A 24,497-nucleotide genomic window follows, 5' to 3' on the forward strand; every position below is an offset into this window, starting at 1 on the left:
AACCTGCTGCTTCCGTCAGTGCGCCATCAGGACCGGCATGGCCGCGTTGCTCAGGATATGGCTGGTGGCACCGCCGAAGAACATCTGCCGCAAGCGGCTCTGGGTATAGGCGCCCTTCACGAGCAGGTCGCAGCCGAAGGCCTCGGCCTCCCTCAGGATCGTCTCGCCGGGCCTGTTCGACGGGTCGGGCGTGGTGACGGCCTCTGCCGGGAGATCGTGCATGCGCAGGTGGCGGGCGAGTTCCGAGCCTGACGGCCCGGGAACGCCCCATTCCTCCAGTTCGAGGACCACGATGCGCCGGGCCTTCCGGAGCAGGGGCATGGATCCCAGCACGGCCCGGGCCGTTTCCGTGCTCCGGTTCCAGGCGATGACGGCGGTCTCGCCGAAGCTGCGCGGCGGTGTCGGCGGCGCGATCAGCACCGGACGTCCGGTCTCGAACAGGGCGGCCTCCACGGTGGAGAGGCGGGTCTGGCCGTTCGATCCGTCCGGGCGTCCCACGACGATCACGTCGAAGACCCGTCCATAGGCTCCCAGGAAGGCGTCTTCCATCAGGCCGTCCTGACGCCAGCCGGAACTCAGGCCCGAGACGCCGGCGGCAGATCGTGAAATCTGCTTGGCGGTCATGAAGGCCTCGAAGCGCTCGCGGCAGGTGCGCGCCATTTCCAGGCGGTTCTCCGGGGTGATCGGGGAGGGCACGCCGATGGCGATGTCCACCGGAAGCACGACCGGGTAGTCGGGGGTGATCGCCAGCCCCTCGATGTAGCCGTCGAACATCCGTCCGAGTTGCAGGGCCGCTTCCAGCTGGGGCTCGATGATGCCGTGGTCTTCAATCGGGACAAGAATGCTTTTCATGAGGATTATTGTCGCGCTTAAACGCCCCGTCGACAAGAGCAGCAGGGCATTCGACAAAGGGCGAATGAACTATTCCGGGCCTTTCGGCGCGTTCCCTAGCGTACCGTGAAGCCCTTGGGATCCCAGGAGACCTTCGGATATTGGGGGTTCATGTCTTCCAGGGTTGCCTTGACGATGTTCGCGATGGCGGCGTTGCGGACCCATTTCCGGTCGGCCGGGATGACGTGCCAGGGCGCCCATGGGGTCGAGCAGCGGTGAAGCATGGTCTCGTAGGCCTCCTGGTAGTCGTCCCAATGCTCCCTGTCGTCCAGGTCGCCGGCATTGAACTTCCAGTTCTTCGCGGGATCGTCGAGGCGGGCCTGCAGGCGCTCCTTCTGCTCGTCCTTCGAGATGTGGAGCATGAACTTGAGGATCGTGGTGCCGTTCTCGACCAGCATCTTCTCGAAGGCGTTGATCTGCTCGTAGCGCTGCTCGATCACCGGCTCGGGCGCGAACTTCCTGACCTTCCCGATCAGGACATCCTCGTAATGGGAGCGGTTGAAGATGCCGATGGTGCCGCGCCGGGGGCAGACGGCGTGAACGCGCCAGAAATAGTCATGCTCCAGTTCGAGCTTCGTGGGCGGGCCGAAGGCATGGACCGCGACACCCAAGGGCCCCGTAGCATTGAAGACGCCCCGGATCGTGCCGTCCTTGCCCGAGGTATCCGTGCCCTGGAGGATCACGAGGAGCGCCCGCGAGCCCTCGGCATAGAGCCGGTCCTGGAGCGTATCGATGTCCTTGGCGAGAGCGGCCGTCCTGGCCTTCGTCTCCTGCTCGTCTCCGAAGAGCGACTTGTCGCGCGGATCGCGGTCCCGAAGGCGGACCTTCCCGCCGGGTTCCACCCGCAGCTTCTCGATCAGGGTCGTGGCCAGATCCGTCATCGTCATCTCCCGCTTGTCTTGAGGACGATAGGGCGTGACGGTCCGAAAGGAAGATTGGGATCGTCGCTATCGCATCGTGCGGAAAAGTGGACCCGGTTTTCCGGTCCACACGATGCGATCTTTAGGAGCGGAGCATCGGATGGATCCCAAAAGTGCAAGTCCACTTTTGGGTCCGATGCTCAAGGATGCCCTTTACGGCTTTCCCGGCCCCATCTACCAAGGTGGAGCAATAAAACCACCCAGGGGCTCCCGATGCTCGCTCTCTACTACTATCCCGGCAATGCCAGCCTTCTGCCGCACATGATGCTGCGCGAGATTGGAGCCGAGTTCGAACTGCGCCTCGTGGACCGGGGGCAGAATTTTCAGAAGAGCGCCGAGTATCTCAGGCTCAACCCCAATGGCCGCATCCCGGTTCTCGTCGATGGCGATCTCGTGCTGTTCGAGACGGCCGCCGTTGCCCTGCACCTCGCCGACAAGTTCCCGCAGGCGGGTCTTGCGCCGGCCGTCGGAACCGCGGAGCGGGCCGAGTTCTACAAGTGGATGATCCACCTGACGAATACCCCGCAGGCGGAATACCGCGCCTGGTTCTACCCGAACGAGCATGTGAGCGACGAGGCTGCCGCGCCGGCGGTGAAGCAGGCGGCCAATGAGCGCCTCACCCGCATGTTCGACGTGATCTCCGAGCAGCTCGGCGACCGGACATGGGTTCTCGGGGACCGGTTCTCCGCCGCCGATCTCTTCCTATTCATGCTGATCCGTTGGGGCCGCGGCATGCCGCGCCCGCCGCGCAACGTGCCGAACCTGAACGCCCTGGCGGAGCGCGTCCTGGCCCGGCCGGCGGTGCAGCAGGCGCTCGAGGCGGAAGGCATCAAGGCCCCGGTCTTCTAAACGCTATTTCCTGCGCGCAGCGCGCTTCGAAGATTTTGCTTCCGGCAGAACCTGATCGATCTTTCCAAGATTCGCCCAAGGATCCCTCCTGAGCGAGAGGAGACGTTTGCCCAGGTTCTCGACCGTGAAGCCGTTGGGCCTGAGATCGGGTGAAAGCTCGTCCCAGGCCAACGGCGTGGCCACGGGCGCACCGGGGCGGGAGCGGGTGGAGTAGGGCGCGACCGCCGAGGCCTCGCGGTTGTTGCGCAGGTAGTCGATGAAGATGCGGCCCTCGCGCTCCTGCTTCACCGACGTGGTGGTGTAACGGTCCGGCTCGTCGGCGGCTATGGCCTCTGCGAGCCCGCGCGTGAAGGCGAGGGCCTCCTTCCACGAGGCCTTAGGCTTCAGGGGAACCACCACGTGCAGACCCTTGCCGCCCGTGGTCTTGACGAAGCTTTCCAGCTGCAGCGCCTTCAGGCGCTCCCGAACCGCAAGAGCGCCTTCGATCGCGCGCGGCCATTCCACGCCTTCGCCCGGGTCGAGGTCGAAGACGAGCCGGTCGGGGCGTTCGAGATCGGCCAGGGTCGCGCCCCAGACATGCATCTCCAGGACGCCCGACTGCACGAGGGCGATCACGCCCTGGATATCGGTGACGGTCAGGGCCTCCTGCTCGCCGCCGTTGTCCGGGATCATGGTGCGATGAATGAAGTCGCTCATGCCGGCCCAGGAATGGCGCTGGACGAAGCACTTCTTCTGCGTGCCTCCCGGGCAGCGGATGAGGGTGAGGGGACGATTGGCGAGGTGCGGCAGGAGCCAATCGCCGATGTCGAGATAGAACTCCGCCAGCTCCTGCTTGGTGAGCCCCTGATCCTCCCACAGCACGCGCTCTGGGTGGGTGAGGCGGACGCCTGCCACCGCGATGTCCTCGGACTTTTCGGCCTTGGGGCTCGGAACCCGCTTTCCGGGTTTTGCGGTCTTCGCCGGCGTGGCCTTCTTCAACGCGGATTTCGGCTTCGAGGAGCTTTTGTTCGGAGGGCTCTTGGCAGCGCGCGCGGGTGCGATCTCATCAAGCGAGCGCCCGGTCTTTACCGAGAGCGGCGCCTCCTCGAGGATGTCCGGGTCGTCCTCGGCTCTCGCATAGGCATCATCGGCCTTGATCAGCAGCCACGACGGCTGGCGCTCGCGTGGGCGCTTCGCCATGCGGACGAGATGCCAGGTGCCTTCGAGCTTCTCGCCATCGAGGCGGAAGGTGAGGCGGCCTTTCTCGTAAGCCTCGTGAGGATCCCCCTCCGGCTCCCACGTCCCGCGATCCCACAGCAGGACGGTACCGCCGCCATACTGGCCTTCGGGGATGGTGCCTTCGAAGTCGCCGTATTCCAGCGGATGATCCTCGACCTCGACGGCCAGTCGCTTCTCGCCCTTGACGAGGCTGGGGCCCTTGGCCAAAGCCCAGCTCTTCAGCACGCCGTCGAGCTCAAGCCGAAAATCATAGTGCAGGCGGGAGGCATCGTGCTTCTGCACCACGAAGGAAGCGCCCCGGCGCCGGGAGGCCTTGCCTGCCGGCTCCGAGGTTTTCGTGAAGTCGCGCTTGGCGCGGTAAGTTGCGAGCTTTGCCATGGCGCCTGAGCATGATCCGGTGAAGTGGATACCGGTTCACCGCACGAGCATGCGACGAACAAAGATCAAATCCGCGCCATGCTGTCCGGTTCCAACCCTTAGGAGGCCAGGTGCTGGACTGCTGTTTCGGCCGTGTCGCCTTTAGAGAGGAAGGCGGCGGCGATCAGGTCGCGGGTGTATTCCTCGCTCGGCGTGTCGAAGATCTCCTCGGCCGTGCCGCGCTCCACCACCTTGCCGCTCTTCATGACCATGATCTCGTCCGAGAGCGCCCGCACGACGGCGAGGTCGTGGCTGATGAATACATAGGCGAGGCCATGGGCCTTCTGCAGGTTGCGCAGGAGCTCGACGATCTCCTTCTGAACCGAGCGGTCCAGGGCCGAGGTCGGCTCGTCGAGAACCACCAGCTTGGGATGCAGGATCATGGCGCGGGCAATGGCGATGCGCTGGCGCTGGCCGCCCGAGAACTCGTGCGGGAAGCGGTTGCGCCCGGCTGGGTCGAGCTGCACCTCCTCGAAGGCTTGTGCTGCGCGACGGTCACGCTCCTTGCGGGAGATGCTCGGCTCGTGGACGAGGAGGCCCTCGGTCACGATCTCGCCCGCGGTCATGCGCGGGGAGAGGGATCCGAAGGGGTCCTGGAAAACCAGCTGGAGGTGGCGTCGCAGGGGGCGCATGCCGGCGCGATCCAGCGGCATGAGGTTGCGGTCCTCAAAGCGGACGATGCCGGAGGCCGACTGAAGGCGCAAGATGGCGCGGCCCAGCGTCGACTTGCCCGATCCGGACTCGCCCACCACGCCCACCGTCTCGCCGGCGCGAACCCTGAGGCTCACGTTGTCCACGGCCCGCAGCACATGGGTCGTCTTGCCGAAGAAGCTCTTCTCCAGCGTGAACTGAACCGAAATGTTCTGCGCATCCAGCACGACGGGTGCATCGGCCGCGACCGGCGCCTTGCGCCCGGTCGGTTCGGCGTCGATCAGCATCCGGGTGTAGGGATGCTTCGGGGCTGCGAACAGGTCGGACGTGCGGCCGCTTTCCACCACCTCGCCGCGCCTCATCACATAGGTGCGATCGGCAAAGCGGCGAACTACTCCGAGATCGTGCGTGATGAACACGATGGACATGCCGAGGCGCTTCTGGAGATCGGCCAGCAGCTCGAGGATGCGGGCCTGCACCGTCACGTCGAGGGCCGTTGTCGGCTCGTCGGCGATGAGCACGTCCGGGTTGTTGGCGAGCGCCATGGCGATCATCACCCGCTGGCGCTGGCCGCCGGACATCTCATGCGGATAGGCGTCGATGCGGCGGGAAGGGTCCGGGATCTGGACGAGCTCCAGCAGCTCAATGGCGCGCTTGCGCGCATCGCGCTTGCTGAGGCCGCCATGGGTGGTGAGCGGCAGGGCCAGTTGGTCGCCGATCCGGTAGAGCGGATCGAGCGAAGTCATCGGCTCCTGGAAGATCATGGTGAGCTTCGAGCCACGGTAGCGGTTGAGCTTGTCGGGCGAGAGGCCAACGAGCTCGTCACCGCGGTACTTCACCGAACCTTCCGCCCAACCATTGGAGGCCAGAAGGCCCATGACAGACATCATGGTCTGGCTCTTGCCGGAACCGGACTCGCCAACGATGGCAACGGTCTCGCCGCGGTTGACGTCCAGATCAATGCCTTTCACCGCGTGGAGAATGCCGTCGCCGGTGCGGAAGCGGACGTGAAGGTTGCGAACCGAGAGAACGGGTTCGGTCATGTCAGCGATCCTTCGGGTCGAGGGCGTCGCGCAGCCCATCGCCGATGAAGTTGAGGGCGAATAGCGTGGAGACGAGGAAGATCGAGGGGAAAATCAGCATGAAAGCCGCACCCTGGATGTTGCGTGCGCCGTCGGCGATCAGAACGCCCCAGCTCGTCATGGGCTCCTGGACGCCCAGGCCAAGGAACGACAGGAAGCTCTCCAGAAGGATCACCTTCGGAACCAGGAGCGTCATGTAGACGACCACCGGGCCGAGCGTGTTGGGAATCACGTGGCGGCGGATGATTCCTTTGGTTCCAACGCCCAGCGCCTCGGCGGCTTGGACGAATTCCTGACGCTTGATCGAGAGCGTTTGGCCGCGCACGATGCGGGCCATATCGAGCCAAGTGACGGCGCCGACTGCAATAAACATCAGAATGAAGTTTCGGCCGAAGAACACCACCAGCATGATGACGAAGAAGATGAAAGGCAGCGAATAGAGGATGTCGACGAAGCGCATCATGGCCACATCGATCCGCCCGCCGAGATAGCCCGAGGTTGCACCGTACAGAACGCCGATGACGAGGGCCACGAACGTGGCGAGGAGACCGATGGAGAGCGAGATGCGTCCCGCAAACAGGGTTCTCGTCAGGAGGTCCCGGCCATTCGTGTCGGTGCCGAAGTAGAAGTGACGGCGTTCGATGGGAACCTCGACCGTGAGACGCCGTCCTTCCTCGCCACGTTCCGTCACCTGTGCCTCGCCGAACATGTCGGAGCGGCTGAAGAATGCCAGCGAACGCTCGTCGATGGGGCGCTGCCCCACGAAGGTCGCGCGCAGGGTGTCCCCCTCGACGGCGATCCCTTCCGGCTTCGCTCTCAGGCGTGAGCCGATGCGCTCCACGGCCGGCGTGATCTGCTCCGGCTTCGGATAAGCCGTCAGGCTCGCAGGAATGCGGGAATACTCCGTATAGATCTGATCGTACCGGTGTCCCGTGATTTCAGGGCCGATGATGCAGGCCAGCGCCATGAGGATGAGCCAGCCGATGCTGACCACAGCCGCCTTGTTGCGAAAGAGGCGAGCCCGGGCATCCGCCCAGAGCGAACGCCCCTTGACGGATCCGACCATGGTATCTGTGGGTATGACGGCGCCTTGAGCCATAGGTACACTCACTCGTAGCGGACGCGTGGATCGATGATGGCGTAAAGAATATCGACCAGCAGGTTGAAGAACATGACGAAGACTGCGACCAGGACGACGGTTCCCATCACAAGGGTATAGTCGCGGTTGAGGGCGCCTTCGACGAAGTAGCGTCCCACGCCCGGCAGGGCGAAGATCGTTTCCACCACGACGGAGCCTGTGAGCAGCGCGGCCGCGGCCGGGCCGAGATAGGACACAATGGGCAATGAAGCGCCGCGCAGGGCGTGGAGGACCACGACCGAGGTCGGAAGACCGAGGGAGCGTAGGGTCCTGATATGGTTGGAGCGCAGGGCCTCGATCATCGAGGCGCGGATCATGCGCGCAACCACGGCCAATTGGGGAAGGGCCAGCACGATGACGGGGAGAATGATGTTGCGGACCGAGCCGTCATTCCAGCCACCGACCGGCAGAAGAGCCAGCATGAGCCCGAAGACGATCTGGAACACCGGGGCGATCACGAAGTTGGGGATCGTCAGACCCATGGTTCCAAAGCTGGAGACAACATAGTCGATCCAACTGTTTTGGCGCAGGGCGGCGATGGAGCCGAGGGTTCCGCCGAGGAGAACGGCCGTCAGAAGAGCCAGCGAGCCTAGCGTTATCGAGACGGGCAGGCCCCTGGCGAAGAGGTCGCCGATGGTGAAATCCCGGAGGTAGAACGACGGTCCGAAGTCGCCTTGAGCCAGATGCCAGAGATAGATGCCGTACTGCTCGATCAGTGGCTTGTCGAGATTGTAGATGCGCTTGAGGTTCTCCATCACCGTAGCTTCCAGAGGCTGCTCGAGGTCGAACGGCCCGCCTGGCGCGATGCGGATGAGGAAGAACGAGATCGTGACGACCAGGAACAGCGTCGGAATGGCTGAGAGGAAACGGCGCAGAATGAAAGATAACACGCTGGATCTCGCAAAATCGATACGGACCCTGTGAGGATCCGATCTCCATGGCCTATGGAAAAAAGTCCCGGGGATGAGCATCCCCGGGACGCTGACGCAAGTGGCTTACTGCTTGATCGACATGTAGCGGGTCGGGTGGAAGCCCGTCGGGTTGTCAACCCAGCCCTGAAGCTTGTTCGAGACGAGGTTGTTGTTGCCGTAGAACAGCACCGGGATGTACGGCATGTCCTTCAAGGCGATGGCCTCGGCCTGCTTCAGGATATCGGCCCGCTTGTCGAGGTTCTGCTCCTTGGCGGCCTTATCCATCAGCGCGTCGTACTCGGGGTTGTTGTACTTCGCGTAATTGAAGCCCTTGTTGTCGGACTCCAGAATGAACAGGAAGTTCTGCGGGTCGGAGTAGTCGGCGATCCAGCCTGCGCGGGCGGCCTCGTAGTCGTTCGTGTCGCGCAGGACCGCGAAGTGGGTCTTTCCGTCCGTGTTGATGAACGAGGTCTCCACGCCGATGCGCTTCCAGTCGTCGGCAACCTGAACGACGGTGTTCTTGTTGTTGTCCGTGGTGTTGTAGCGCAGTTGCACCTTCAGCGGCTTACCCGGGCCGTAGCCGGCCTGCTTGAGCAGTTCCTTGGCCTTGTCCTCGCGCTCGATCGGCGACATGTCCTTGAAGTCGACGGTTGCCGGCTCCTTGTAGTTGCCGATGCCCGGAGGAACGATGGAATAGGCTGGAAGCATCGCGCCGCCCCAGACCTGCTCGGAGATCAGTTCGCGGTCGATCACCATCGACAGGGCCTGGCGGACCCGCGGGTCCTTCAGGTTTTCCTTCGTGGTGTTGAGAGCGATGTAGTAGAGGCCGAGACGCGGCGAGGTGCGAACCTGGTTGCCGAGACGCTCGCGGAGCGCTTTCGCCTGGTCGGCGGGGAAGTCGCTCGTCGAGAGAAGCTCACCAGCCTCGAAACGGCGGGCCGTGGCTGCGAGATCCTTCTGCGGCTGGAAGACGACCCGGTCGATCTTGACGTTCTGGGCGTCGTGGAAGTTGGCGTTCTTCTCCAGCGTGATCTGGGAGTTGGGCACGAAGTCCTTCAGCACATAGGGGCCGTTGGAAACGTAGTTGCCGGGCTTCACGAAGTCCGCGCCATGCTTCTGGATGCTGGCCGCATGGACCGGCAGGCCGGTCTGGTGGGTCAGCAACTCGAGGAAGTAGGGGGTCGGCTGCTCGAGGGTGATCTCAAGGGTGCGATCGTCGACCGCCTTCACGCCCAGGTCTTCAACCTTGCCCTGGCCCTTGTTGATCTTTTCCGCATTCTTGATCGGGTACAGGATGTTGGCGTACTTCGCGCCCGTCGCCGGATCCATGATGCGGCGCAGGGAGAAGACGAAATCCGAGGCCTTCAGCGGATCGCCGTTGGACCACTTCGCGTTCGGGCGAAGGGTAAAACGGTAGGTCATGCCGTCGTCGCTGATCTCGTGCTTCTCGGCGACGCCCGGGACAACCTTGCCGGCTGCGTTGTAGGCCATGAGCCCTTCCAGCATGTCGCGAAGGATGTGGGACTCATAGGTCGTGGAGGTCTTGTGCGGATCGAGCGTCTCAGGATCGGCATCGTTGCCGCGGTTGTAGACGACCTGAGCTGCCGCCATGCCCGTGAAGGCAACGGTGGCAAAGGCCGCAATCGTCGTGCGTTTCAGCCAAGATGACATTGGACGTGTTCCCTTTCTGGTTATTCCAGGGTTTTTGAATGTTTCGGTCAGAACCGGTAAGGCAGTAACCTTGTCCTATTTGTTGATCAATCAACTGTTTATGTCCAGTACTATCCAAAAAATTAAGGAATTCCTGGGATAACAAAGGGTTGGGGCTGTGGAGACCGCTCAGGCGCCCGTGTCGAAGACCAGGCCGACCGCTTCGATGCCGGCCGCCGCGGCGATCTCGTCGTTGTCGGAGGTGTCGCCGGAGACGCCGACGGATCCCAGGACCCGGCCTTGCGCGTCCTTGATCAGGACCCCGCCGGGAACCGGGACGAGTTGCCCTCCGACTGCGTGGGTGGCCGAAGCGATGAAGTAGGGGCGGTCGGTTGCCATCTTGTGCAGGGCGCGGGAGCCGACGCCCAGCGCCAGGGCGCCGTAAGCCTTGCCCATGGCGATCTCGGCCCGCTTGATGCTGGTGCCGTCCTCCGAGAGGAGGGCCTTGAGCGCGCCGCGGGCATCGTAGACCACCACCGCGAGAGGCTTGAAGGATTTCTCCCGCGCCGTCTTCAGGGCCGTGGTGGCAATGGTCTGGGCCGCTTCCAGGGTGAGTTCGGTCACTCGGTTTCTCCGTCGATAGGGTTACGGGTGCGCAATACGCGGATCGTCAGCGGGTGGCGGTCTCCCGGGCCGCCAGCCAGGACGCCACGGCCCTGCGTTCGTCCAGGGTCATCTCGGTGATGTTGTTGGGCGGCATGGCATGGGTGAGCACGCTCTGGACCCGGATCATCTCCCGATGGCGTTCGATTTCCTCGGGCGTGTCGAGGCGAACCCCTTTCGGAGCCACGGGGATGCCGTCCCAGACGGGCTCCGCCGCATGGCACATGGAGCAGCGGGACTGGATCGCGAGCACGGCCTCGTCGAAGGAGGCCGTGACCACCTCGGGCGTCGCATTCGCCGGAGCCTCGGCCATGTTGGCGTTGCCGGGCTTTCCGATGATCGAGAGCCAGATCGCCCCCCAGATGCAGAGCGCGGCGACGCCCCAGGTCCACCAGGGCGAGCCCTTGTCGGCATGCTGCGAGTTGAAGAAATGCCGGATCACCGCGCCCGCGATCACGATCAGGCCGACGATGCCGACCGAATATGTCGACGACCACGCCAGGGGGTAGTGGTTCGACAGCATCAGGAAGATGACAGGCAGCGTCAGGTAGTTGTTATGGGTCGACCGGAGCTTGGCCTCCTTGCCGAGCTTCGGGTCGGGCGTCTGCCCGGCCAGGAGGGCGGCCACCACCTTCTTCTGGTTCGGGATGATGACGAAGAACACGCTGGCCGACATCCAGGTGGCGATCATCGCGCCCGTGTGCAGGAAGGCGGCGCGGCCGTTGAAGACCTGGGTGAAGGCGAAGGCTGCCAGGAGAATATAAACGAAGAGCACGACGCCGAGCAGGACCCCGTTCCTGCCGAGCGGGGAACGGCACAAACCCTCATAGACCAGCCAGCTCAGGCCAAGGCCGCCGATGCCGATGGCGGCGGCCTGCCAGGGGGCGAGGGCGCGCACGGCCGGGTCGATGGTGTAGAGATCGGCCTGGAGATAATAAACCCAGACGATGAGAAAGAAGCCGCTGATCCAGGTGGAATAGCTCTCCCACTTGAACCAGGTCAGCTCCTTCGGCAGTTCGGGCGGCGCAACGAGATATTTGCGCATGTTGTAGAAGCCGCCGCCATGGACCTGCCAGGCCTCGCCGCCGACGCCCTGGGCCAAGCCCTCCCGCCTCTTCAGGCTGAGGTCGAGATGGATGAAGTAGAAGGACGAGCCGATCCAGGCGATGGCCGTGATCACATGGACCCAGCGGATGATCTGGCTGATCCATTCGGAGATTTGCGGGTCGATCATGCAGTCACTTGAACGAATGATGGAATGCTTAGCCTAGGGCGGCGGTAGGGTTTGCGATAGGCCGTGCGAACGGCTTTTTCAACAGGAACCCTGTCCGGGAAACCCTGCCTTTCCGCAACGGGATCGAGGGATGCGGCTTGACGCGGGAGGCGCGGGCCCGAAAGAATTCCAGGCTCGATCTGCCCCTTTGCTCCATCCGCGAGGTTTCATGGGCCGCCTGTCCACCCACGTTCTGGATACCGTCAACGGCAAGCCCGCGCGCGGCGTCGCCATCGAGCTGTTCGCCATCGAGGGCGAGGGACGCCGCTCCGTCCTGCGCACCGTCACCAATGCGGATGGGCGCACGGACGCGCCGCTGATGATCGGTGAAGCGTTCCGCACCGGAACCTACGAGCTCGTCTTCGAGATCGGGGCCTATTTCAAGGCGCTCGGCACAGCCATGGCCGATCCGCCGTTCCTGGATGTCGTGCCGATCCGCTTCACCATCGCCGAGCCCGACGGGCATTACCACGTTCCGCTCCTCGCCTCCCCCTGGAGCTATTCCACCTATCGAGGAAGCTGATCATGCCCGCCTCCTATCCCCGCGACCTCGTCGGCTATGGCCGCAACCCGCCGCATCCGCGCTGGCCGAACGGAGCCCGCATCTGCGTGCAGTTCGTGATCAACTACGAAGAGGGCGGCGAGAACAGCATCCTGCACGGCGACCGGGCTTCCGAGGCCTTCCTGTCGGAGATCGTCGGCGCGCAGGCCTGGCCTGGCCAGCGCCATATGAGCATGGAGTCGATCTACGAATACGGCTCCCGCGCCGGGTTCTGGCGCCTGTGGCGCATGTTCACCGAACGCAGCATACCGGTGACGGTCTACGGCGTCGCCACAGCCCTCATGCGCAACCCGGAGGCGGTCGCTGCCATGAAGGAGGCCGGGTGGGAGATCGCAAGCCACGGGCTCAAGTGGATCGACTACCGCGACTTCTCCTCTGAGGAGGAGCGGGCGCATATGAAGGAGGCGATCCGCATCCACACCGAGGTCACGGGCGAGCGCCCGCTCGGCTGGTACACGGGCCGCACCTCGGAGCACACCAACCGCCTCGTGGCGGAGGAGGGCGGCTTCCTCTACAGCGCGGATTCCTACGCCGACGAGCTGCCCTATTGGGAGCAGCACGGGGACAGGCAGCAGCTCATCGTGCCCTATACGCTGGACGCCAACGACATGCGCTTTGCCACCCCGCAGGGCTTCAATGCGGGCGACCAGTTCTTCGCCTATCTGAAGGATTCGTTCGATACACTCTATGCGGAGGGCGGGACCGCGCCGAAGATGCTGTCGGTCGGGCTCCATTGCCGTCTGGTCGGCCGGCCAGGGCGGGCCGCGGCGCTCGCGCGCTTCCTGGACTACGTGGCTTCCCATGACGATGTCTGGGTCGCCAAGCGGATCGACATCGCCCGCCACTGGATCCGCCATCACCGGCCGGCAGGCCTGAAGCCCAGCACCATGAGCCGCGCGCTCTTCGTGGAGGCCTTCGGCGACATCTTCGAGCATTCGCCCTGGATCGCGGAGCGCGCTTTTGACGCCGGCCTCACCACCGGGCAGGATACGGCCGAGGGGCTTCATGCCGCCATGGTGCATGTGCTCTCGGGGGCAAGTCATGGGCAGAAGCTGGCGCTGATCAACGCCCACCCCGATCTCGCCGGGCGCCTCAAGCTCGCCGATCTCACGGCCGATTCGCGCAACGAGCAGTCCTCGGCTGGGCTGACCAGTCTGACGGAGGAGGAGCGCGACCGATTCCTGGCCCTCAACGATCTCTACAAGGAGAAATTCGGCTTCCCGTTCATCATGGCCGTGAAGGGGCGCTCCAAGGACGAGATCCTCACGGCCTTCGAAGAGCGGCTCGAGCATGACCCGGAGCAGGAGTTCGACACCGCCGTCGTGCAGATCGAGCTGATCGCCCTTCTCCGGCTGAAAGACCGGCTGCCCTCGCTGGCGGATGTGTTCTCAACCCTGGCCTGATCGCGCGAAGCCGATCAGGTTGCACCCTTACCGTGATGCCGCGATGAGGCATTCGAACCCAGGAGATTTGTCATGAGCCAGGCGCCGCAGGTTATCGATCTCGATCGCGAGGCCATCAAGCGGGGCCTGCGCGAAGGATCCCTTCTGCTGGTCGACGTGCGCGAGCCGCATGAATTCGCTGCGGGCCACATCCCCGGCTCGGTCTCCCACCCGCTCTCGTCCTTCGACCCGTCCAGCCTGCCGGAGGGCAAGCGAATCGTCTTTTCCTGCGCGGCAGGCGTCCGGTCCGTCCGGGCCATCGAGTCCGCTCAGGCGGCAGGCCGCGATATCCGGGAGCACTACAAGGGCGGGTTCAAGGACTGGGCTGCCGCGGGTGAACCGGTGGAGTAGGGCTCCTTTCACCGAACGATCACATAGATGTGTTCTAAAGTGTAGTGCTCAAGCTTGAGCAGATATGCGCTAATGTCGGCCCGCCGACGGTGGTTCGTAGGAGCGCAGTCCGTCGCGCCCATGAGGGAAACACATAGATGAAGCGTACAATGTTTGTCGCCAGCCTTCTGGCGCTCGGAGTGACCGCTGCCATTGCCCAGAGCAATGTGGTCGAGCAGCGTCAGGCGCTGATGAAGGAGATGGGCGCGCAGACCCGGCCCATCGGCGCCATGATGCGCGGTCAGGAGCCTTTCGACCTCGCCAAGGTGCAGGCCGGCCTGAAGGTGTTCTCCGAGAACGGCAAGAAATTCGTCACTCTCTTCCCTGAGAGCTCGAAAGACGCGCCCAAGACCGAGGCCCTGCCGGCGATCTGGGAGAACAAGGCGAAGTTCGAGTCTCTCGGCAACAAGTTGAGCCAGGACGCCCAGACCGCCATGACGGCTATCAAGGACGAGGCCTCCTTCAAGGCGGAGATGCCGAAGGTGCTCCAGAACTGCGGCGCCTGCCATAACGAGTTCCGCAAGAAGACCTCCTGATCGGTCGATATTCGGAATGGGCGGCCCTCGGGCCGCCCGTTTCATTTGGAGGAGAGGCGATGCGTAAGGCGCTCATCGGGCTGGTTGCCCTGGTCATTCTCGGCGTGATCGGCTTCGTGGCCCTCACATCCCCGTCGACCTACCGCTTCATCCGCGCCGAGGCGTCCGCTCTGGACGCCGGCCGCACCCCGAATGTCGAGAACGGCCGTGTCCTGTTCTTCGCCGGAGGCTGCACTTCCTGCCATGCGGTGCCCAACAACGACGACAAGCTGCGGCTCGGCGGCGGCTATGCCCTGAACTCCCCGTTCGGCACCTTCCACGTCCCGAATATCTCGTCCCACAAGCAGGACGGCATCGGCTCCTGGACGACGGCCGACTTCATCCGCGCCATGCGGGAGGGCGTGTCCCCTGACGGGCGCCACTACTATCCGGCTTTTCCCTACACGTCCTATCAGCGCATGAGCTCGGAGGATCTGTCCGACCTCTTCGCCTTCATGCAGACGCTGCCCGCCGTCGAGGGGCGGGTGCGGGATCACGAGCTGCCGTTCCCCTTCAATATCCGCCGCGGCGTGGGCCTGTGGAAGCTCGCTTTCCTGGATGGCAAGGTCTTCACGCCGGACCCGTCGAAATCGGCGAGCCTGAACCGGGGAGACTACCTGGTGAACGGGCCCGGCCACTGCGCTGAGTGCCACAGCGAGCGCAACTTTGCCGGTGCCATCATCGAGGAGCGGCGCTTTGCCGGCGGTCCCGATCCGGAGGGCCGGGGCACTGTTCCCAACATCACCCCGCACCAGACCGGCATCGGCGGCTGGGCTCCCGAGGAACTGGCGACACTATTGAAGACCGGCGATACGCCGCTGTTCGACACGGTCGGCGGACCCATGGGCGCCGTGGTGGCCAACACGGCGCAGTTGCCCGACACGGATCGTCAGGCCATGGCCGAGTACCTGTTGTCCCTGCCGCCGAGGCAGGGCTTCAAGAGGCCTGAATAAGCTGGGGACGCGCTGGGGATGGGTTGAGGGCAGGCCTCAATCCATCACGGCCGCTTTGAGGATGCAGACCATCGTGGCGCGGCCGGGCTTGTCGCCGACGCAGCGCACGGAATGAGGGCGGTCGCAGCGGTAGCGCAGGCTTTCGCCGGCCTTGGCCTGCTGGACGACACCGCCCACTTCGACCTCGAACTCACCCTCGAGAACCGACAGGCATTCCACCGAGCCGCGCTGATGGCTGTCGGAATCGAGAACGCCGCCGGGCTCGGACTGCACATCGTACCATTGCAGCCATTCGATGGTCTTGAGCCAGCCGATGATGGCGAGCCGCATCTTGCCGTCTTCCGACACCAGGATCGGCGTGTCGGCCTTGGACGATTTCTCGATGAAGGGCTCCTCGTCGCCGGACGCGAGAACCCGCTCGATGGAGACGTCGAGGGCCTGGCTCAGCCGCCAGATGGTGGCCAGCGTCGGGTTGGTCTCGTTGCGCTCGATCTGGCTGATGATGGATTTGGCGACGCCGGACTGCTCGGCGAGTTCCGACAGGGACAGGTTGTAGGCCTTGCGCAGGCGCTGGATCGTCTTGCCCATGTTGCCGGAGAGGACCTGCGCGCCCGTTTCCAGCTCCCGGCTTCGTTCTTTGCCCTCGACGCCCATAACTGCCTCTGTTCTGAAAAACCGTACGCCCGTTCCTCAAAACGGTTGTGGGGTAATCGGCAGGGCGGGTCAAGCACCGGTGCCCTCGCGGTCTTTCGTTTTCTCCGCAGATGCCTGTTCAGACCCCCGGACGCTGGGGCGAGGCCTGGAATTCCTTGGTGCGCAGCAGCCCGAGCTGGTGCTCGCGCCACACGATGAACAGGCCGGTTGCCGCCACGATGGTAGCGCCGGTGAGCACGGTCACCGTGGGCAGATCCCCGAACACGAACCAGCCGAACAGGAGCGCCCAGATCATCGTGGTGTACTCGAAGGGGGCGATGACCGACGTATCGGCAAAACGGTAGCTCTGCGTGAGCAGGATCTGCCCGATCCCGCCCAGGATCCCGGCAACCACGAACAGGGCCCAGTCCTGGGCATCGGGCATCCGCCAGCCGAACGCGACCGTGCAGAGGGACAGGGCCGAGGCCAGGATGAAGAAATAGAACACGATGGCGCCCGTCTTCTCGGTGGCCGTCAGGCGCCGCACCTGGATCATGGCGCCCGCGGAGCAGAAGGCGCCCGCGAACGCGCACAGCGCCCCCAGGGTCGGCCCGGCACCCAGGCCCCCGGAGAAGGTCTCAAGCTTCAGGTACGGCGAGAGCATGATCAGGACGCCCACGAACCCCACGGCCACGGCCGTCCAGCGATAGGCCCGGACCTTCTCGTTGAGGAGCAGGGCCGCCAGGATCACGACGATCAGCGGCGAGGCATAGCCGATGGCGATGGCATCGTGGAGCGGCAGGTAGGACAGGGCAGCAAAGCCCAGATACATGCCGCTCGTGCCGATGAGGCCGCGCTTGAAATGCCCGACGACGTTCCGCGTCCGCACCGCATTGATGAGGTCCCCCTGCCATTTCAGCCAGATCAGGAGCGGCAGCAGCGCGAAGGCCGAACGGAAGAACACGACCTCTCCCACGGGGTAGCGGATCATCATCGTCTTGAGCGTGGCCGACATCATCGTGAAGACGAGGGCGGACAGAACCTTGAGGGATATCCCTAGGAGAGGTTTCACAGGAAGCGCATCGTCACGGGTAGGGCATTGGCGAGGGGGATGCAGACAACCACGGTAAGGCGGCCGCGTGAAGCCTGAATCGGATCGATAGCCCTTGCAGTGAGTGCATAGGCTCGGTTCGGACTTAGACTGTCCGGGCTCGCCTCGCGCGGGAGCGGATGAAGCCGATAACGGTGAGAACCAGCCAGGCGGTTTGCGTGACGAAGGACGCCAGATTGAAGTCGAAGGCGAGCGAGTAGAGGATCAGCAGCGCTCCGAGGCCATTGAGGAAAGCGTAGCGCGGATCTTCGAGTTTCAGCGTGCCGAACTGCAGCAGACCGTAAGCCGATAGATAGGCAGCAACCCCGGCCAGCCCTACCAAGTCAGGCACGCTCATCGATGATCTCCATCAGATCCGCAGCGGAGCCGGATAGGCCGACAGGATAGCCGCGAATCAGTTCTGCACCGTCACAAATCTGCAGGAAAACCGTCACGGGGACGAGATGCGAATCCGGTTGTCTGGAAGCCGTAAACTCGTCGGGGAGGTCCATGGCTCAGGATGAGAATCCCATTCGCGTGCGAACGCTGTTCCTGTCGGATCTCCATCTCGGCACCCGGGGGTGCCAGGCCGGAGCCCTGCTCGACTTCCTCAAGGCCTACGATGCGGACACTATCTATCTCGTCGGCGACATCGTCGACGGATGGAAGCTGAAATCAGGCTGGTACTGGCCCCAGGCTCATAACGACGTGGCGCAGAAGCTCCTGCGCAAGGTCCGGAAAGGCGCCCGCCTCGTCTACCTTCCCGGCAACCACGACGAGTTCCTGCGCGACTATCTCGGCATCAATCTCGGGGGCATCGAGCTGGCGGATTACGCCCTGCACGAGGCCGCCGACGGCAAGCGCTACCTCGTGATCCATGGGGACCAGTTCGATCTCGTGGTCCGGCATGCCCGGTGGCTGGCGCTCCTCGGGGACGGCGCCTATACGGCGGCTCTCTTCGTCAACACCTATCTCAACATGGTCCGGCGCCGGCTGGGCCTGACCTACTGGTCCCTCTCGTCCTGGGCCAAGCTGAGGGTCAAGAACGCGGTCAACTACATCAGCCGCTTCGAGGAACTGCTCGCCGCCGAGGCCGAGCGCCATGAAGCCGATGGGGTGATCTGCGGACACATCCACCATGCCGTCATGCACGACCAGTTCGGCGTGGCCTATGTGAACACCGGCGACTGGGTCGAGTCCTGCACGGCCGTGGTCGAGCATTACGACGGCTCCTTCCAGCTTGTCCGATGGACGGATGTCCAGCTCGAAAAGGCCGCGGAGCAGAACGCCGCCGCTCCGAAGCTCAGCGAGAAGGCTGCCTGATGCGCGTGCTGATCGCTACCGATGCCTGGCGGCCCCAAATCAACGGAGTGGTGCGCTCCCTGGAATATATGGCCGAGGAGGCGCCGCGCTTCGGCGCCGAGATCGTCTTTCTCACACCGGAGCGCTTCCGCTCCTTCCCGATGCCGACCTATCCGGAGATCCGTCTCTCGCTGACGCGACCGGGGATCATCGCCCGCATTCTCGACGAGGTGGAGCCCACCCACGTTCACATCGCGACCGAGGGGCCGATCGGTCTTGCCATGCGCCTTGCCTGCTCGCGGCAGGGGCGCGCCTTCACAACCAGCTACCACACCCGCTTTCCCGAATACGTTGCGGCCCGCACGCCGATCCCTGAATCCTGGTCCTACAGGGCGCTCCTGCGCTTTCATCGGAGCGCGCGCGCCATGATGGTCAGCACGCCCTCCCTCGAACGGGAGCTGACCGGGCGCGGCTTCAGGAACATCATGCGCTGGACCCGAGGCGTCGACACCGCCCTGTTCCGGCCGCGCAACGAGCGGGTGCTGGATGCGGCGGCGCCGGTCTTCCTCTATGTGGGGCGCGTCGCCGTGGAGAAGAACCTGGAGGCTTTCCTGCGGCTGGACCTTCCGGGCACCAAGGTCGTCGTCGGCGATGGCCCCTCACGCGCGGAACTGGAGGTGAAATATCCTGCGGCTCGCTTCCTCGGCCCGCTGACGGGCGAGGATCTCGCGCGGGTTTATGCCTCGGCGGACGTGTTCGTCTTCCCGAGCCTCACCGATACCTTCGGCATCGTCCTGCTCGAGGCGCTCGCCTCGGGCCTGCCGATTGCGGCCTTTCCGGTGACGGGCCCCTTGGACGTGATCGGATCCTCCGGATGCGGAGTCCTCAAGGAGAACTTAAGGGAGGCGGCCCTTGAGGCACTCGACATCTCCAAAGACAGGTGTCGCGCCTATGGCGAGACCTTCACCTGGCACGAGAGTGCCCGGCAGTTCTTTTCCAACATCGAGATCGCCCACGCGGGGCCGTAGCCGCCGCTACATCAGGAGAGCAGGGTGGGGATGGAGGTGTCGGGCCTTCTCACCGTCGAAAGGGCCGGCTTCCAAGGAGACTTCCGTCCGCTCGACCTCGACCTTGTAGGGTCGATCATGTGCTGAATCCGGCCTTCGAGATAGTGGAGCGTCCCGACCATCTGCCGGATGCACTGTTCGGCGGCTTCCTGAAGCGCCGCCTCCGACAGGGCGGCCATGGGATCGGCCTGCTCGATTGCCGGGAAGGAACGCACCTCCTCCTTGGTCCGCCTGATGGCGGCGGCCATGTCCTCCAGGTACGCGTGGAGGGGAGCGACGGTGCTGGCGTCGAGGGGCCTGTCCTTCAGGCGCTCCAGGGCCTTGAGAACGGCCACCGTATCCGCGTTGCGGTTGCGCCTTGCATATTCCTTCAGGAACCAGCGGCCGCGGGCGGTCTCCATGACGGCGGCTTCGATGGTGTCGAAATCCAGGTCACCGAACGTGACGTCTGTCTCTTCATCGGGCATGGTGCCGGGATCCATCTGCGCCAGGGTCTGATTCCACTCTCCCAACAGATGGGTCCAAAGCGGGTGCGCGCTCAACCCCTCTAACGCTTTAGAGTGGTGGCCTTGCACCATATTCTTGTTGATTTGAGCCGTTTTCGGCTCCGGAAGACCCTGCCCGCGATGCGTCCCATCACTGCTCTCGAATTTCGGCTGGGCGCCCTTCAGGCCGCCAGCTTCACCAGCCATGGGATGTACCTGCCGTTCTTCCCGCTCTGGCTGCAGAGCAAGAACCTGTCCCCGACGCTGATCGGGTTCGTGGTGGCCATCCCCATCGTCGTGCGCATCCTGGCCACCGCGCCGCTCATGAGCCTTGCGGATCGATCGCTGGGCGCGCGGCGGCTTCTGCTCATGAGCCATCTGGGCCAGCTGATCGGCTTTCCCCTGTTCCTGCTCAGCGACAGCAGCGTGGCGATCATCGCCCTCGTGGCTCTTGTGGCGGTCGCGCAGTCCTGCATCATTCCCGGCAACGACCTCGTCTCCACCAATGCGGTCCAGAAGCATCCCGGCCTGAACTATGGTCGGATCCGGGGTGCCGGCTCGGTGGCCTTCTTCATCACCAATATCGTGGGCGGCTATCTGGTCGGCGCATTCGGGGCGGACGTGGTGATCATCGCCCTGACGCTCATCCCGGTTCTCGGCATCGTCGCGACCCTGATCGTGGTGCCGTACGACATTCCGGAAGCCTCGGTCCAGATCGAGCCTCAGACGGGCAAGGCCTCGCCCCGGCTCTCCACGCTTCTCTGGATCGTGCTGATCGCCGGCGCCATGACCCAGGGCAGTCATGGCGCCCTCAACGCCTTCGCCAGCATCTATTGGCGCTCCATCGGCTTTTCCGATGAGATCATCGGCTATTTCTGGGCCGCGGGCGTGATCACCGAAATCCTGGTTTTCATCTTCCTCGGCCGGGCGGTCGGGCGCGGATCGGGCGTGGGGCTCATCCTGATCGGGTCGGCCGCCGCGGCAATCCGCTTCACCATCATGGCGCTCCAGCCCGGCGTGGAGGTCATGTTCGTGCTCCAGGCCATGCACGCCCTGTCCTTCGCCGCCACCCATATCGGCACCATGGCGGCGCTGACGGCGCTCGCGCCGATGCAGGCGAGGGGCCGGGCGCAGGGCATCTACGGGTCGCTGGCGGCCCTGACCACGGCCGCGTCCACCATGGTCAGCGGCTTGATCTACAGCGAGATGGGAGCAGGCGTGTTCGCCGCGATGGCACCCTTGGGCGCCATCGGGTTCCTTCTCATGCTGGTCGTCCGGATGCAGAAAAATCAGCCCCAGAGCGCAGGCTCCGGCGGATAGACGATGCTGCCTTCGTAGCGCAGGCCGGGCTCCCGGTCCTTGGCCAGCAGGAGCGGGCCGTCGAGATCGACGAAGCGGGAGCGCGGCGCGAGCACCATGGCCGGCGCCATGGCAAGCGAGGTGCCGACCATGCAGCCGATCATGATGGAGAACCCCTTGGCCTCCGCCGCGTCGGCCAGGGCCAGGGCCTCGGTGAGGCCGCCTGTCTTGTCGAGCTTGATGTTGACCAGATCGTAGAGGCCCACCAGCCGGTCCAGGCTCGCCCGGTCGTGCACGCTCTCATCCGCCAGGATCGGCACAGGACGCGAGATCCGGCTCAAATAGCCATCTTCCTTGGCGGGGAGCGGTTGCTCCACCAGGGCATAGCCTGCCTCCGCGCATGCCGTGAGGTGCTGTTCGATGTTGGCCTCGGTCCAGCCCTCGTTGGCATCGGCAATCAGGGTCGCCTGGGGAGCCGCACGGCGCACGGCCCTGATCCGCTCGATGTCGCCGTCGGGAGCCCCGAATTTCACCTTGAGGATCGGCCGCTCGGATGCCTTCGCGGCGGCCTCGGCCATGCCTTCCGGCGTGTCGAGGCTGATCGTGTAGGCGGTGGTCACCGGCGGCCAGCGGGTGAGGCCCGCCGTCACATGGGCGCGGATGCCGGACAGCTTGGCATCGAGGTCCCAGAGGGCGCAGTCGACCGCGTTGCGGGCAGCACCGGCCGGCATAAGGCTCTGGAGCGCCTCGCGGGTCAGCCCGGCCTCGATCTGCGGCCGGATGGCCTCGATGGCGGCCGCCACGCCCTCGACCGTCTCGCCGTAGCGGGGATAGGGCACGCATTCGCCATGCCCGACGGCGGCGCCGTCCACGATCCTTGCGGTGACCACCACCGCCTCGGTGCGGGAGCCTCGGGCAATGGTGAACTTACCGGCGATGGGAAAACGGTCGATGGAAACGGTGAGCTGACGCATTCTCGTGACTTCTCGTGATGACTCTTGGCTTCTCGTGATGAACTTCGGCTCGACTTGTGGCGCAATGACACGCTATCACCAAGCGGAATCAACGCCGAAGGGACGATCGTGGCGCAGGGTACCCTGGCTCAAGGGCCGGACATGACAATCGAGCGCGCCGGGGGGCAGACGAGAATCCGTCTGTCGGGTCCCTGGACGGCGCCGTATGCCCAGCGCGTGGAAGCCCTTACCAGCGAGATCGAGGCGGAGGCCGACCACTTTCCGGTCCTGCTCGACCTCTCCGGCGTCGAGCGGCTCGACACCTTGGGCGCCTGGACTCTCGGCCGCACCCGACACGAGCTCTCGGCCAGGGGGCAGGCGGATTTCGCCAATGCCTCCCCGGAGCAGAAGATCCTCCTAGAGGAGGCCGCCTATCGCGACTTCCAGGGCGCACCGAAGCCCCGGCAGTCCCGCGCCATGGATTTCCTCGTCGATGTGGGCCAGAGCGTCGCCGGCGCCGGCAGGGATCTGGTCGGCGGGGTCGGCTTCCTGGGCGAGCTCATTGCAGGGTTCGCGCGTGTGGTCATTCACCCCCGCCGCTTCCGGGGCACGGCGGTCGTCAACCAGCTGGAGCAGATTGCCTATCGCGGCGTGCCCATCATCGTGCTGATCTCGTTCCTGGTGGGCTGCATCGTCTCCCAGCAAGGCATCTTCCAGCTGATCAAGTTCGGCGCAACGCCCTTCGTCATCGACCTGATCGGCATCCTGGTCCTGCGGGAGCTCGGCGTGCTGCTCACCTCCATCATGGTCGCGGGCCGCTCCGGCTCCGCCTTTACGGCCGAGATCGGCTCCATGAAGATGCGGGAGGAGATCGATGCCCTCCGGGTCATGGGTCTCGACCCCATCGAGGTCCTGATCGTCCCGCGGATTCTCGCCCTCATCATCGGCCTGCCGCTCCTGACCTTCATCGCGTCCATCGCGGCCCTCGTGGGCGGCTGCCTGACCACCTGGGTCTATGGCGGCATCAGCCCCGACATCTTCCTCGACCGGCTCAGAGCTGCGGTGAGCCTGAACACCTTCCTGGTCGGCCTCATCAAGGCGCCCTTCATGGCGGTGGTCATCGGCATCATCGCGACCCTTGAGGGCATGGCTGTGGCCGGATCCGCCGAGTCCCTCGGCCGCCACGTGACATCCTCGGTGGTGAAGGCCATCTTCATGGTCATCGTGCTCGACGGCCTCTTCGCCATGTTCTTTGCAGCGATCAATTTCTGAGATGATGCTCGAGCGCCCCCACCCCGATCTGACGAAGAACCGCGAGGTGATCATCCGCGCCCGCGGCGTGGAGGTCGGCTTCGGGGAGCGGACCATCCTCAAGGAGCTCGATCTCGACGTCTATCGCGGCGAGATCCTCGGCTTCGTCGGAGGCTCCGGCCAGGGCAAGTCGGTCCTGACCCGCACCATCCTCGGGCTCGTCTCCAAGCGGGCCGGCACCATCGAGGTGCTGGGCCAGAACCTCGACGATCTGTCGCCTGACGAGCGCCGGCAGCTGGAGCGTCATTGGGGCGTGCTGTTCCAGCAGGGCGCGCTCTTCTCGGCGCTCACCGTCAAGCAGAACATCCAGGTGCCCATGCGCGAGTACCTGCGCCTGTCGGACCGGCTGCTCGACGAGCTGGCCATGCTCAAGATCGAGATGGTGGGCCTGAACCCGGATGCCGCCGACAAGCTGCCCTCCGAGCTGTCCGGCGGCATGATCAAGCGCGCGGCGCTGGCGCGGGCGCTGGCCCTCGACCCGGAGATCGTCTTCCTGGACGAGCCGACCTCCGGCCTGGACCCCATCGGGGCCGGCGAGTTCGATGACCTGATTGCGACGTTACAGCGGACTTTAGGGCTGACCGTATTCATGGTAACCCATGATCTGGACAGTCTTTATTCGGTCTGCGACCGGATAGCGGCTTTGGGCGAGGGAAAGATCCTCGCGGAGGGTCCCATCGAGGCGATGCTGGCCTCGGACCATCCGTGGCTTCGCTCTTATTTTCATGGGAAAAGGGCACGCGCGGTCATGGCCGGCGACGCTCAAGGGTAA

26 protein-coding genes are annotated in these 24,497 nt (G+C 64.5%); 11 read left to right on the plus strand and 15 right to left on the minus strand.

Annotation, left to right across the window (positions count from 1 at the left end; translation table 11 throughout):
* Positions 1-15: 15 nt before the first annotated feature.
* Entirely contained in the window at positions 16-852 is an 837-nt protein-coding gene (locus JAO75_RS11275) for a universal stress protein (RefSeq protein WP_199049238.1), read from the minus strand.
* Positions 853-947: 95 nt separating this feature from the next.
* Positions 948-1,772, minus strand: a complete 825-nt coding sequence (locus JAO75_RS11280; protein WP_199049239.1) for a polyphosphate kinase 2 family protein — start codon at positions 1,770-1,772, stop codon at positions 948-950.
* A 252-nt stretch (positions 1,773-2,024) separates the two neighbouring features.
* Between JAO75_RS11280 and JAO75_RS11285 the strand changes: the two genes are divergently transcribed.
* On the plus strand, positions 2,025-2,660 hold the full coding sequence (locus JAO75_RS11285; RefSeq protein WP_199049240.1) for a glutathione S-transferase family protein: 636 nt from the start codon (positions 2,025-2,027) through the stop codon (positions 2,658-2,660).
* Positions 2,661-2,663: 3 nt separating this feature from the next.
* Here the strand turns inward: JAO75_RS11285 and ligD are convergent, their stop codons facing one another.
* The 7 genes from ligD to JAO75_RS11320 form a co-directional block, all read right to left on the minus strand.
* Positions 2,664-4,256, minus strand: a complete 1,593-nt coding sequence (gene ligD, locus JAO75_RS11290) for a non-homologous end-joining DNA ligase (RefSeq protein WP_199049241.1) — start codon at positions 4,254-4,256, stop codon at positions 2,664-2,666.
* Between the two features lie 98 nt (positions 4,257-4,354).
* A complete protein-coding gene (locus JAO75_RS11295; RefSeq protein ID WP_199049242.1) occupies positions 4,355-5,989 on the minus strand; it encodes an ABC transporter ATP-binding protein in 1,635 nt (544 codons plus the stop codon).
* Position 5,990: 1 nt separating this feature from the next.
* Complete coding sequence (locus JAO75_RS11300) at positions 5,991-7,094, minus strand: ABC transporter permease subunit (RefSeq protein WP_246742462.1); 1,104 nt, start codon at positions 7,092-7,094, stop codon at positions 5,991-5,993.
* A gap of 41 nt (positions 7,095-7,135) precedes the next feature.
* Positions 7,136-8,056: an ABC transporter permease subunit gene (locus tag JAO75_RS11305; RefSeq protein WP_199049244.1), complete on the minus strand. Its 921-nt coding sequence runs from the start codon at positions 8,054-8,056 to the stop codon at positions 7,136-7,138.
* Between the two features lie 105 nt (positions 8,057-8,161).
* On the minus strand, positions 8,162-9,748 hold the full coding sequence (locus JAO75_RS11310) for a peptide ABC transporter substrate-binding protein (protein ID WP_199049245.1): 1,587 nt from the start codon (positions 9,746-9,748) through the stop codon (positions 8,162-8,164).
* 168 nt (positions 9,749-9,916) lie between these two features.
* Positions 9,917-10,351, minus strand: coding sequence for a heme-binding protein (locus JAO75_RS11315; RefSeq protein WP_199049246.1), 435 nt, complete (start codon positions 10,349-10,351; stop codon positions 9,917-9,919).
* Positions 10,352-10,397: 46 nt separating this feature from the next.
* Positions 10,398-11,624 (minus strand): urate hydroxylase PuuD, encoded by a 1,227-nt coding sequence (locus JAO75_RS11320; RefSeq protein ID WP_199049247.1) that lies wholly within the window; start codon positions 11,622-11,624, stop codon positions 10,398-10,400.
* Positions 11,625-11,832: 208 nt separating this feature from the next.
* Here JAO75_RS11320 and uraH point away from each other — a divergent pair, with 208 nt between their 5' ends.
* The 5 genes from uraH (at position 11,833) to JAO75_RS11345 (ending at position 15,585) form a co-directional block, all read left to right on the plus strand.
* Positions 11,833-12,186, plus strand: a complete 354-nt coding sequence (gene uraH / locus JAO75_RS11325) for a hydroxyisourate hydrolase (protein ID WP_199049248.1) — start codon at positions 11,833-11,835, stop codon at positions 12,184-12,186.
* A gap of 2 nt (positions 12,187-12,188) precedes the next feature.
* Positions 12,189-13,628: an allantoinase PuuE gene (gene puuE, locus JAO75_RS11330; RefSeq protein ID WP_199049249.1), complete on the plus strand. Its 1,440-nt coding sequence runs from the start codon at positions 12,189-12,191 to the stop codon at positions 13,626-13,628.
* Positions 13,629-13,700: 72 nt separating this feature from the next.
* Positions 13,701-14,018 (plus strand): rhodanese-like domain-containing protein, encoded by a 318-nt coding sequence (locus JAO75_RS11335; RefSeq protein ID WP_199049250.1) that lies wholly within the window; start codon positions 13,701-13,703, stop codon positions 14,016-14,018.
* Positions 14,019-14,155: 137 nt separating this feature from the next.
* Positions 14,156-14,593, plus strand: coding sequence for a c-type cytochrome (locus tag JAO75_RS11340; protein WP_199049251.1), 438 nt, complete (start codon positions 14,156-14,158; stop codon positions 14,591-14,593).
* 59 nt (positions 14,594-14,652) lie between these two features.
* A complete protein-coding gene (locus JAO75_RS11345; RefSeq protein ID WP_199049252.1) occupies positions 14,653-15,585 on the plus strand; it encodes a c-type cytochrome in 933 nt (310 codons plus the stop codon).
* Positions 15,586-15,621: 36 nt separating this feature from the next.
* On the opposite strand, the gene JAO75_RS11350 is transcribed toward JAO75_RS11345, so the two are convergent.
* The 4 genes from JAO75_RS11350 to JAO75_RS11365 all read right to left on the minus strand — a co-directional run bounded on the left by JAO75_RS11350 (position 15,622) and on the right by JAO75_RS11365 (position 17,820).
* Positions 15,622-16,239, minus strand: coding sequence for a helix-turn-helix domain-containing protein (locus JAO75_RS11350; protein ID WP_199049253.1), 618 nt, complete (start codon positions 16,237-16,239; stop codon positions 15,622-15,624).
* Positions 16,240-16,357: 118 nt separating this feature from the next.
* Positions 16,358-17,290 (minus strand): EamA family transporter, encoded by a 933-nt coding sequence (locus JAO75_RS11355; protein ID WP_199049254.1) that lies wholly within the window; start codon positions 17,288-17,290, stop codon positions 16,358-16,360.
* A 124-nt stretch (positions 17,291-17,414) separates the two neighbouring features.
* Positions 17,415-17,666, minus strand: a complete 252-nt coding sequence (locus tag JAO75_RS11360; protein WP_199049255.1) for a CBU_0592 family membrane protein — start codon at positions 17,664-17,666, stop codon at positions 17,415-17,417.
* On the minus strand, positions 17,653-17,820 hold the full coding sequence (locus tag JAO75_RS11365) for a hypothetical protein (protein ID WP_199049256.1): 168 nt from the start codon (positions 17,818-17,820) through the stop codon (positions 17,653-17,655). Before JAO75_RS11365 ends, JAO75_RS11360 begins: the two co-directional genes overlap by 14 nt.
* Between JAO75_RS11365 and JAO75_RS11370 the strand changes: the two genes are divergently transcribed.
* Positions 17,819-18,631, plus strand: a complete 813-nt coding sequence (locus tag JAO75_RS11370) for a UDP-2,3-diacylglucosamine diphosphatase (RefSeq protein WP_199049257.1) — start codon at positions 17,819-17,821, stop codon at positions 18,629-18,631. The two genes, JAO75_RS11365 and JAO75_RS11370, sit on opposite strands and share 2 nt — an antisense overlap.
* Positions 18,631-19,638: a glycosyltransferase family 4 protein gene (locus tag JAO75_RS11375; RefSeq protein ID WP_281433508.1), complete on the plus strand. Its 1,008-nt coding sequence runs from the start codon at positions 18,631-18,633 to the stop codon at positions 19,636-19,638. Before JAO75_RS11370 ends, JAO75_RS11375 begins: the two co-directional genes overlap by 1 nt.
* 11 nt (positions 19,639-19,649) lie before the next feature.
* Here JAO75_RS11375 and JAO75_RS25365 read toward each other — a convergent pair whose 3' ends face one another.
* Entirely contained in the window at positions 19,650-20,189 is a 540-nt protein-coding gene (locus JAO75_RS25365; RefSeq protein ID WP_199049258.1) for a hypothetical protein, read from the minus strand.
* A gap of 114 nt (positions 20,190-20,303) precedes the next feature.
* Between JAO75_RS25365 and JAO75_RS11385 the strand changes: the two genes are divergently transcribed.
* A complete protein-coding gene (locus JAO75_RS11385) occupies positions 20,304-21,482 on the plus strand; it encodes an MFS transporter (RefSeq protein WP_199049259.1) in 1,179 nt (392 codons plus the stop codon).
* Here the strand turns inward: JAO75_RS11385 and dgcA are convergent.
* Positions 21,452-22,435: an N-acetyl-D-Glu racemase DgcA gene (gene dgcA / locus JAO75_RS11390; protein ID WP_199049260.1), complete on the minus strand. Its 984-nt coding sequence runs from the start codon at positions 22,433-22,435 to the stop codon at positions 21,452-21,454. The two genes, JAO75_RS11385 and dgcA, sit on opposite strands and share 31 nt — an antisense overlap.
* 141 nt (positions 22,436-22,576) lie before the next feature.
* On the opposite strand from dgcA, the gene JAO75_RS11395 reads away from it, so the two are divergent.
* Both JAO75_RS11395 and JAO75_RS11400 read left to right on the plus strand, forming a co-directional pair.
* Positions 22,577-23,686 (plus strand): ABC transporter permease, encoded by a 1,110-nt coding sequence (locus JAO75_RS11395; protein WP_199049292.1) that lies wholly within the window; start codon positions 22,577-22,579, stop codon positions 23,684-23,686.
* A 4-nt stretch (positions 23,687-23,690) separates the two neighbouring features.
* Positions 23,691-24,497: an ABC transporter ATP-binding protein gene (locus tag JAO75_RS11400; protein ID WP_425523176.1), complete on the plus strand. Its 807-nt coding sequence runs from the start codon at positions 23,691-23,693 to the stop codon at positions 24,495-24,497.

The sequence above is a fragment of the Microvirga splendida genome, from assembly GCF_016427565.1.
Taxonomy (GTDB): Bacteria; Pseudomonadota; Alphaproteobacteria; order Rhizobiales; family Beijerinckiaceae; genus Microvirga; species Microvirga splendida.

Excerpts from the sequence above, each read along its gene's own strand:
- JAO75_RS11275 (WP_199049238.1), bottom strand. The coding sequence starts at position 852 with ATGAAAAGCATTCTTGTCCCGATTGAAGACCACGGCATCATCGAGCCC.
- JAO75_RS11280 (WP_199049239.1), bottom strand. The coding sequence starts at position 1,772 with ATGACGGATCTGGCCACGACCCTGATCGAGAAGCTGCGGGTGGAACCC.
- JAO75_RS11285 (WP_199049240.1), top strand. The coding sequence starts at position 2,025 with ATGCTCGCTCTCTACTACTATCCCGGCAATGCCAGCCTTCTGCCGCAC.
- ligD (WP_199049241.1), bottom strand. The coding sequence starts at position 4,256 with ATGGCAAAGCTCGCAACTTACCGCGCCAAGCGCGACTTCACGAAAACC.
- JAO75_RS11295 (WP_199049242.1), bottom strand. The coding sequence starts at position 5,989 with ATGACCGAACCCGTTCTCTCGGTTCGCAACCTTCACGTCCGCTTCCGC.
- JAO75_RS11300 (WP_246742462.1), bottom strand. The coding sequence starts at position 7,094 with ATGGTCGGATCCGTCAAGGGGCGTTCGCTCTGGGCGGATGCCCGGGCT.
- JAO75_RS11310 (WP_199049245.1), bottom strand. The coding sequence starts at position 9,748 with ATGTCATCTTGGCTGAAACGCACGACGATTGCGGCCTTTGCCACCGTT.
- JAO75_RS11320 (WP_199049247.1), bottom strand. The coding sequence starts at position 11,624 with ATGATCGACCCGCAAATCTCCGAATGGATCAGCCAGATCATCCGCTGG.
- uraH (WP_199049248.1), top strand. The coding sequence starts at position 11,833 with ATGGGCCGCCTGTCCACCCACGTTCTGGATACCGTCAACGGCAAGCCC.
- puuE (WP_199049249.1), top strand. The coding sequence starts at position 12,189 with ATGCCCGCCTCCTATCCCCGCGACCTCGTCGGCTATGGCCGCAACCCG.
- JAO75_RS11335 (WP_199049250.1), top strand. The coding sequence starts at position 13,701 with ATGAGCCAGGCGCCGCAGGTTATCGATCTCGATCGCGAGGCCATCAAG.
- JAO75_RS11340 (WP_199049251.1), top strand. The coding sequence starts at position 14,156 with ATGAAGCGTACAATGTTTGTCGCCAGCCTTCTGGCGCTCGGAGTGACC.
- JAO75_RS11345 (WP_199049252.1), top strand. The coding sequence starts at position 14,653 with ATGCGTAAGGCGCTCATCGGGCTGGTTGCCCTGGTCATTCTCGGCGTG.
- JAO75_RS11350 (WP_199049253.1), bottom strand. The coding sequence starts at position 16,239 with ATGGGCGTCGAGGGCAAAGAACGAAGCCGGGAGCTGGAAACGGGCGCG.
- JAO75_RS11360 (WP_199049255.1), bottom strand. The coding sequence starts at position 17,666 with ATGAGCGTGCCTGACTTGGTAGGGCTGGCCGGGGTTGCTGCCTATCTA.
- JAO75_RS11370 (WP_199049257.1), top strand. The coding sequence starts at position 17,819 with ATGGCTCAGGATGAGAATCCCATTCGCGTGCGAACGCTGTTCCTGTCG.
- JAO75_RS11365 (WP_199049256.1), bottom strand. The coding sequence starts at position 17,820 with ATGGACCTCCCCGACGAGTTTACGGCTTCCAGACAACCGGATTCGCAT.
- JAO75_RS11375 (WP_281433508.1), top strand. The coding sequence starts at position 18,631 with ATGCGCGTGCTGATCGCTACCGATGCCTGGCGGCCCCAAATCAACGGA.
- JAO75_RS11385 (WP_199049259.1), top strand. The coding sequence starts at position 20,304 with ATGCGTCCCATCACTGCTCTCGAATTTCGGCTGGGCGCCCTTCAGGCC.
- dgcA (WP_199049260.1), bottom strand. The coding sequence starts at position 22,435 with ATGCGTCAGCTCACCGTTTCCATCGACCGTTTTCCCATCGCCGGTAAG.
- JAO75_RS11395 (WP_199049292.1), top strand. The coding sequence starts at position 22,577 with ATGACAATCGAGCGCGCCGGGGGGCAGACGAGAATCCGTCTGTCGGGT.
- JAO75_RS11400 (WP_425523176.1), top strand. The coding sequence starts at position 23,691 with ATGCTCGAGCGCCCCCACCCCGATCTGACGAAGAACCGCGAGGTGATC.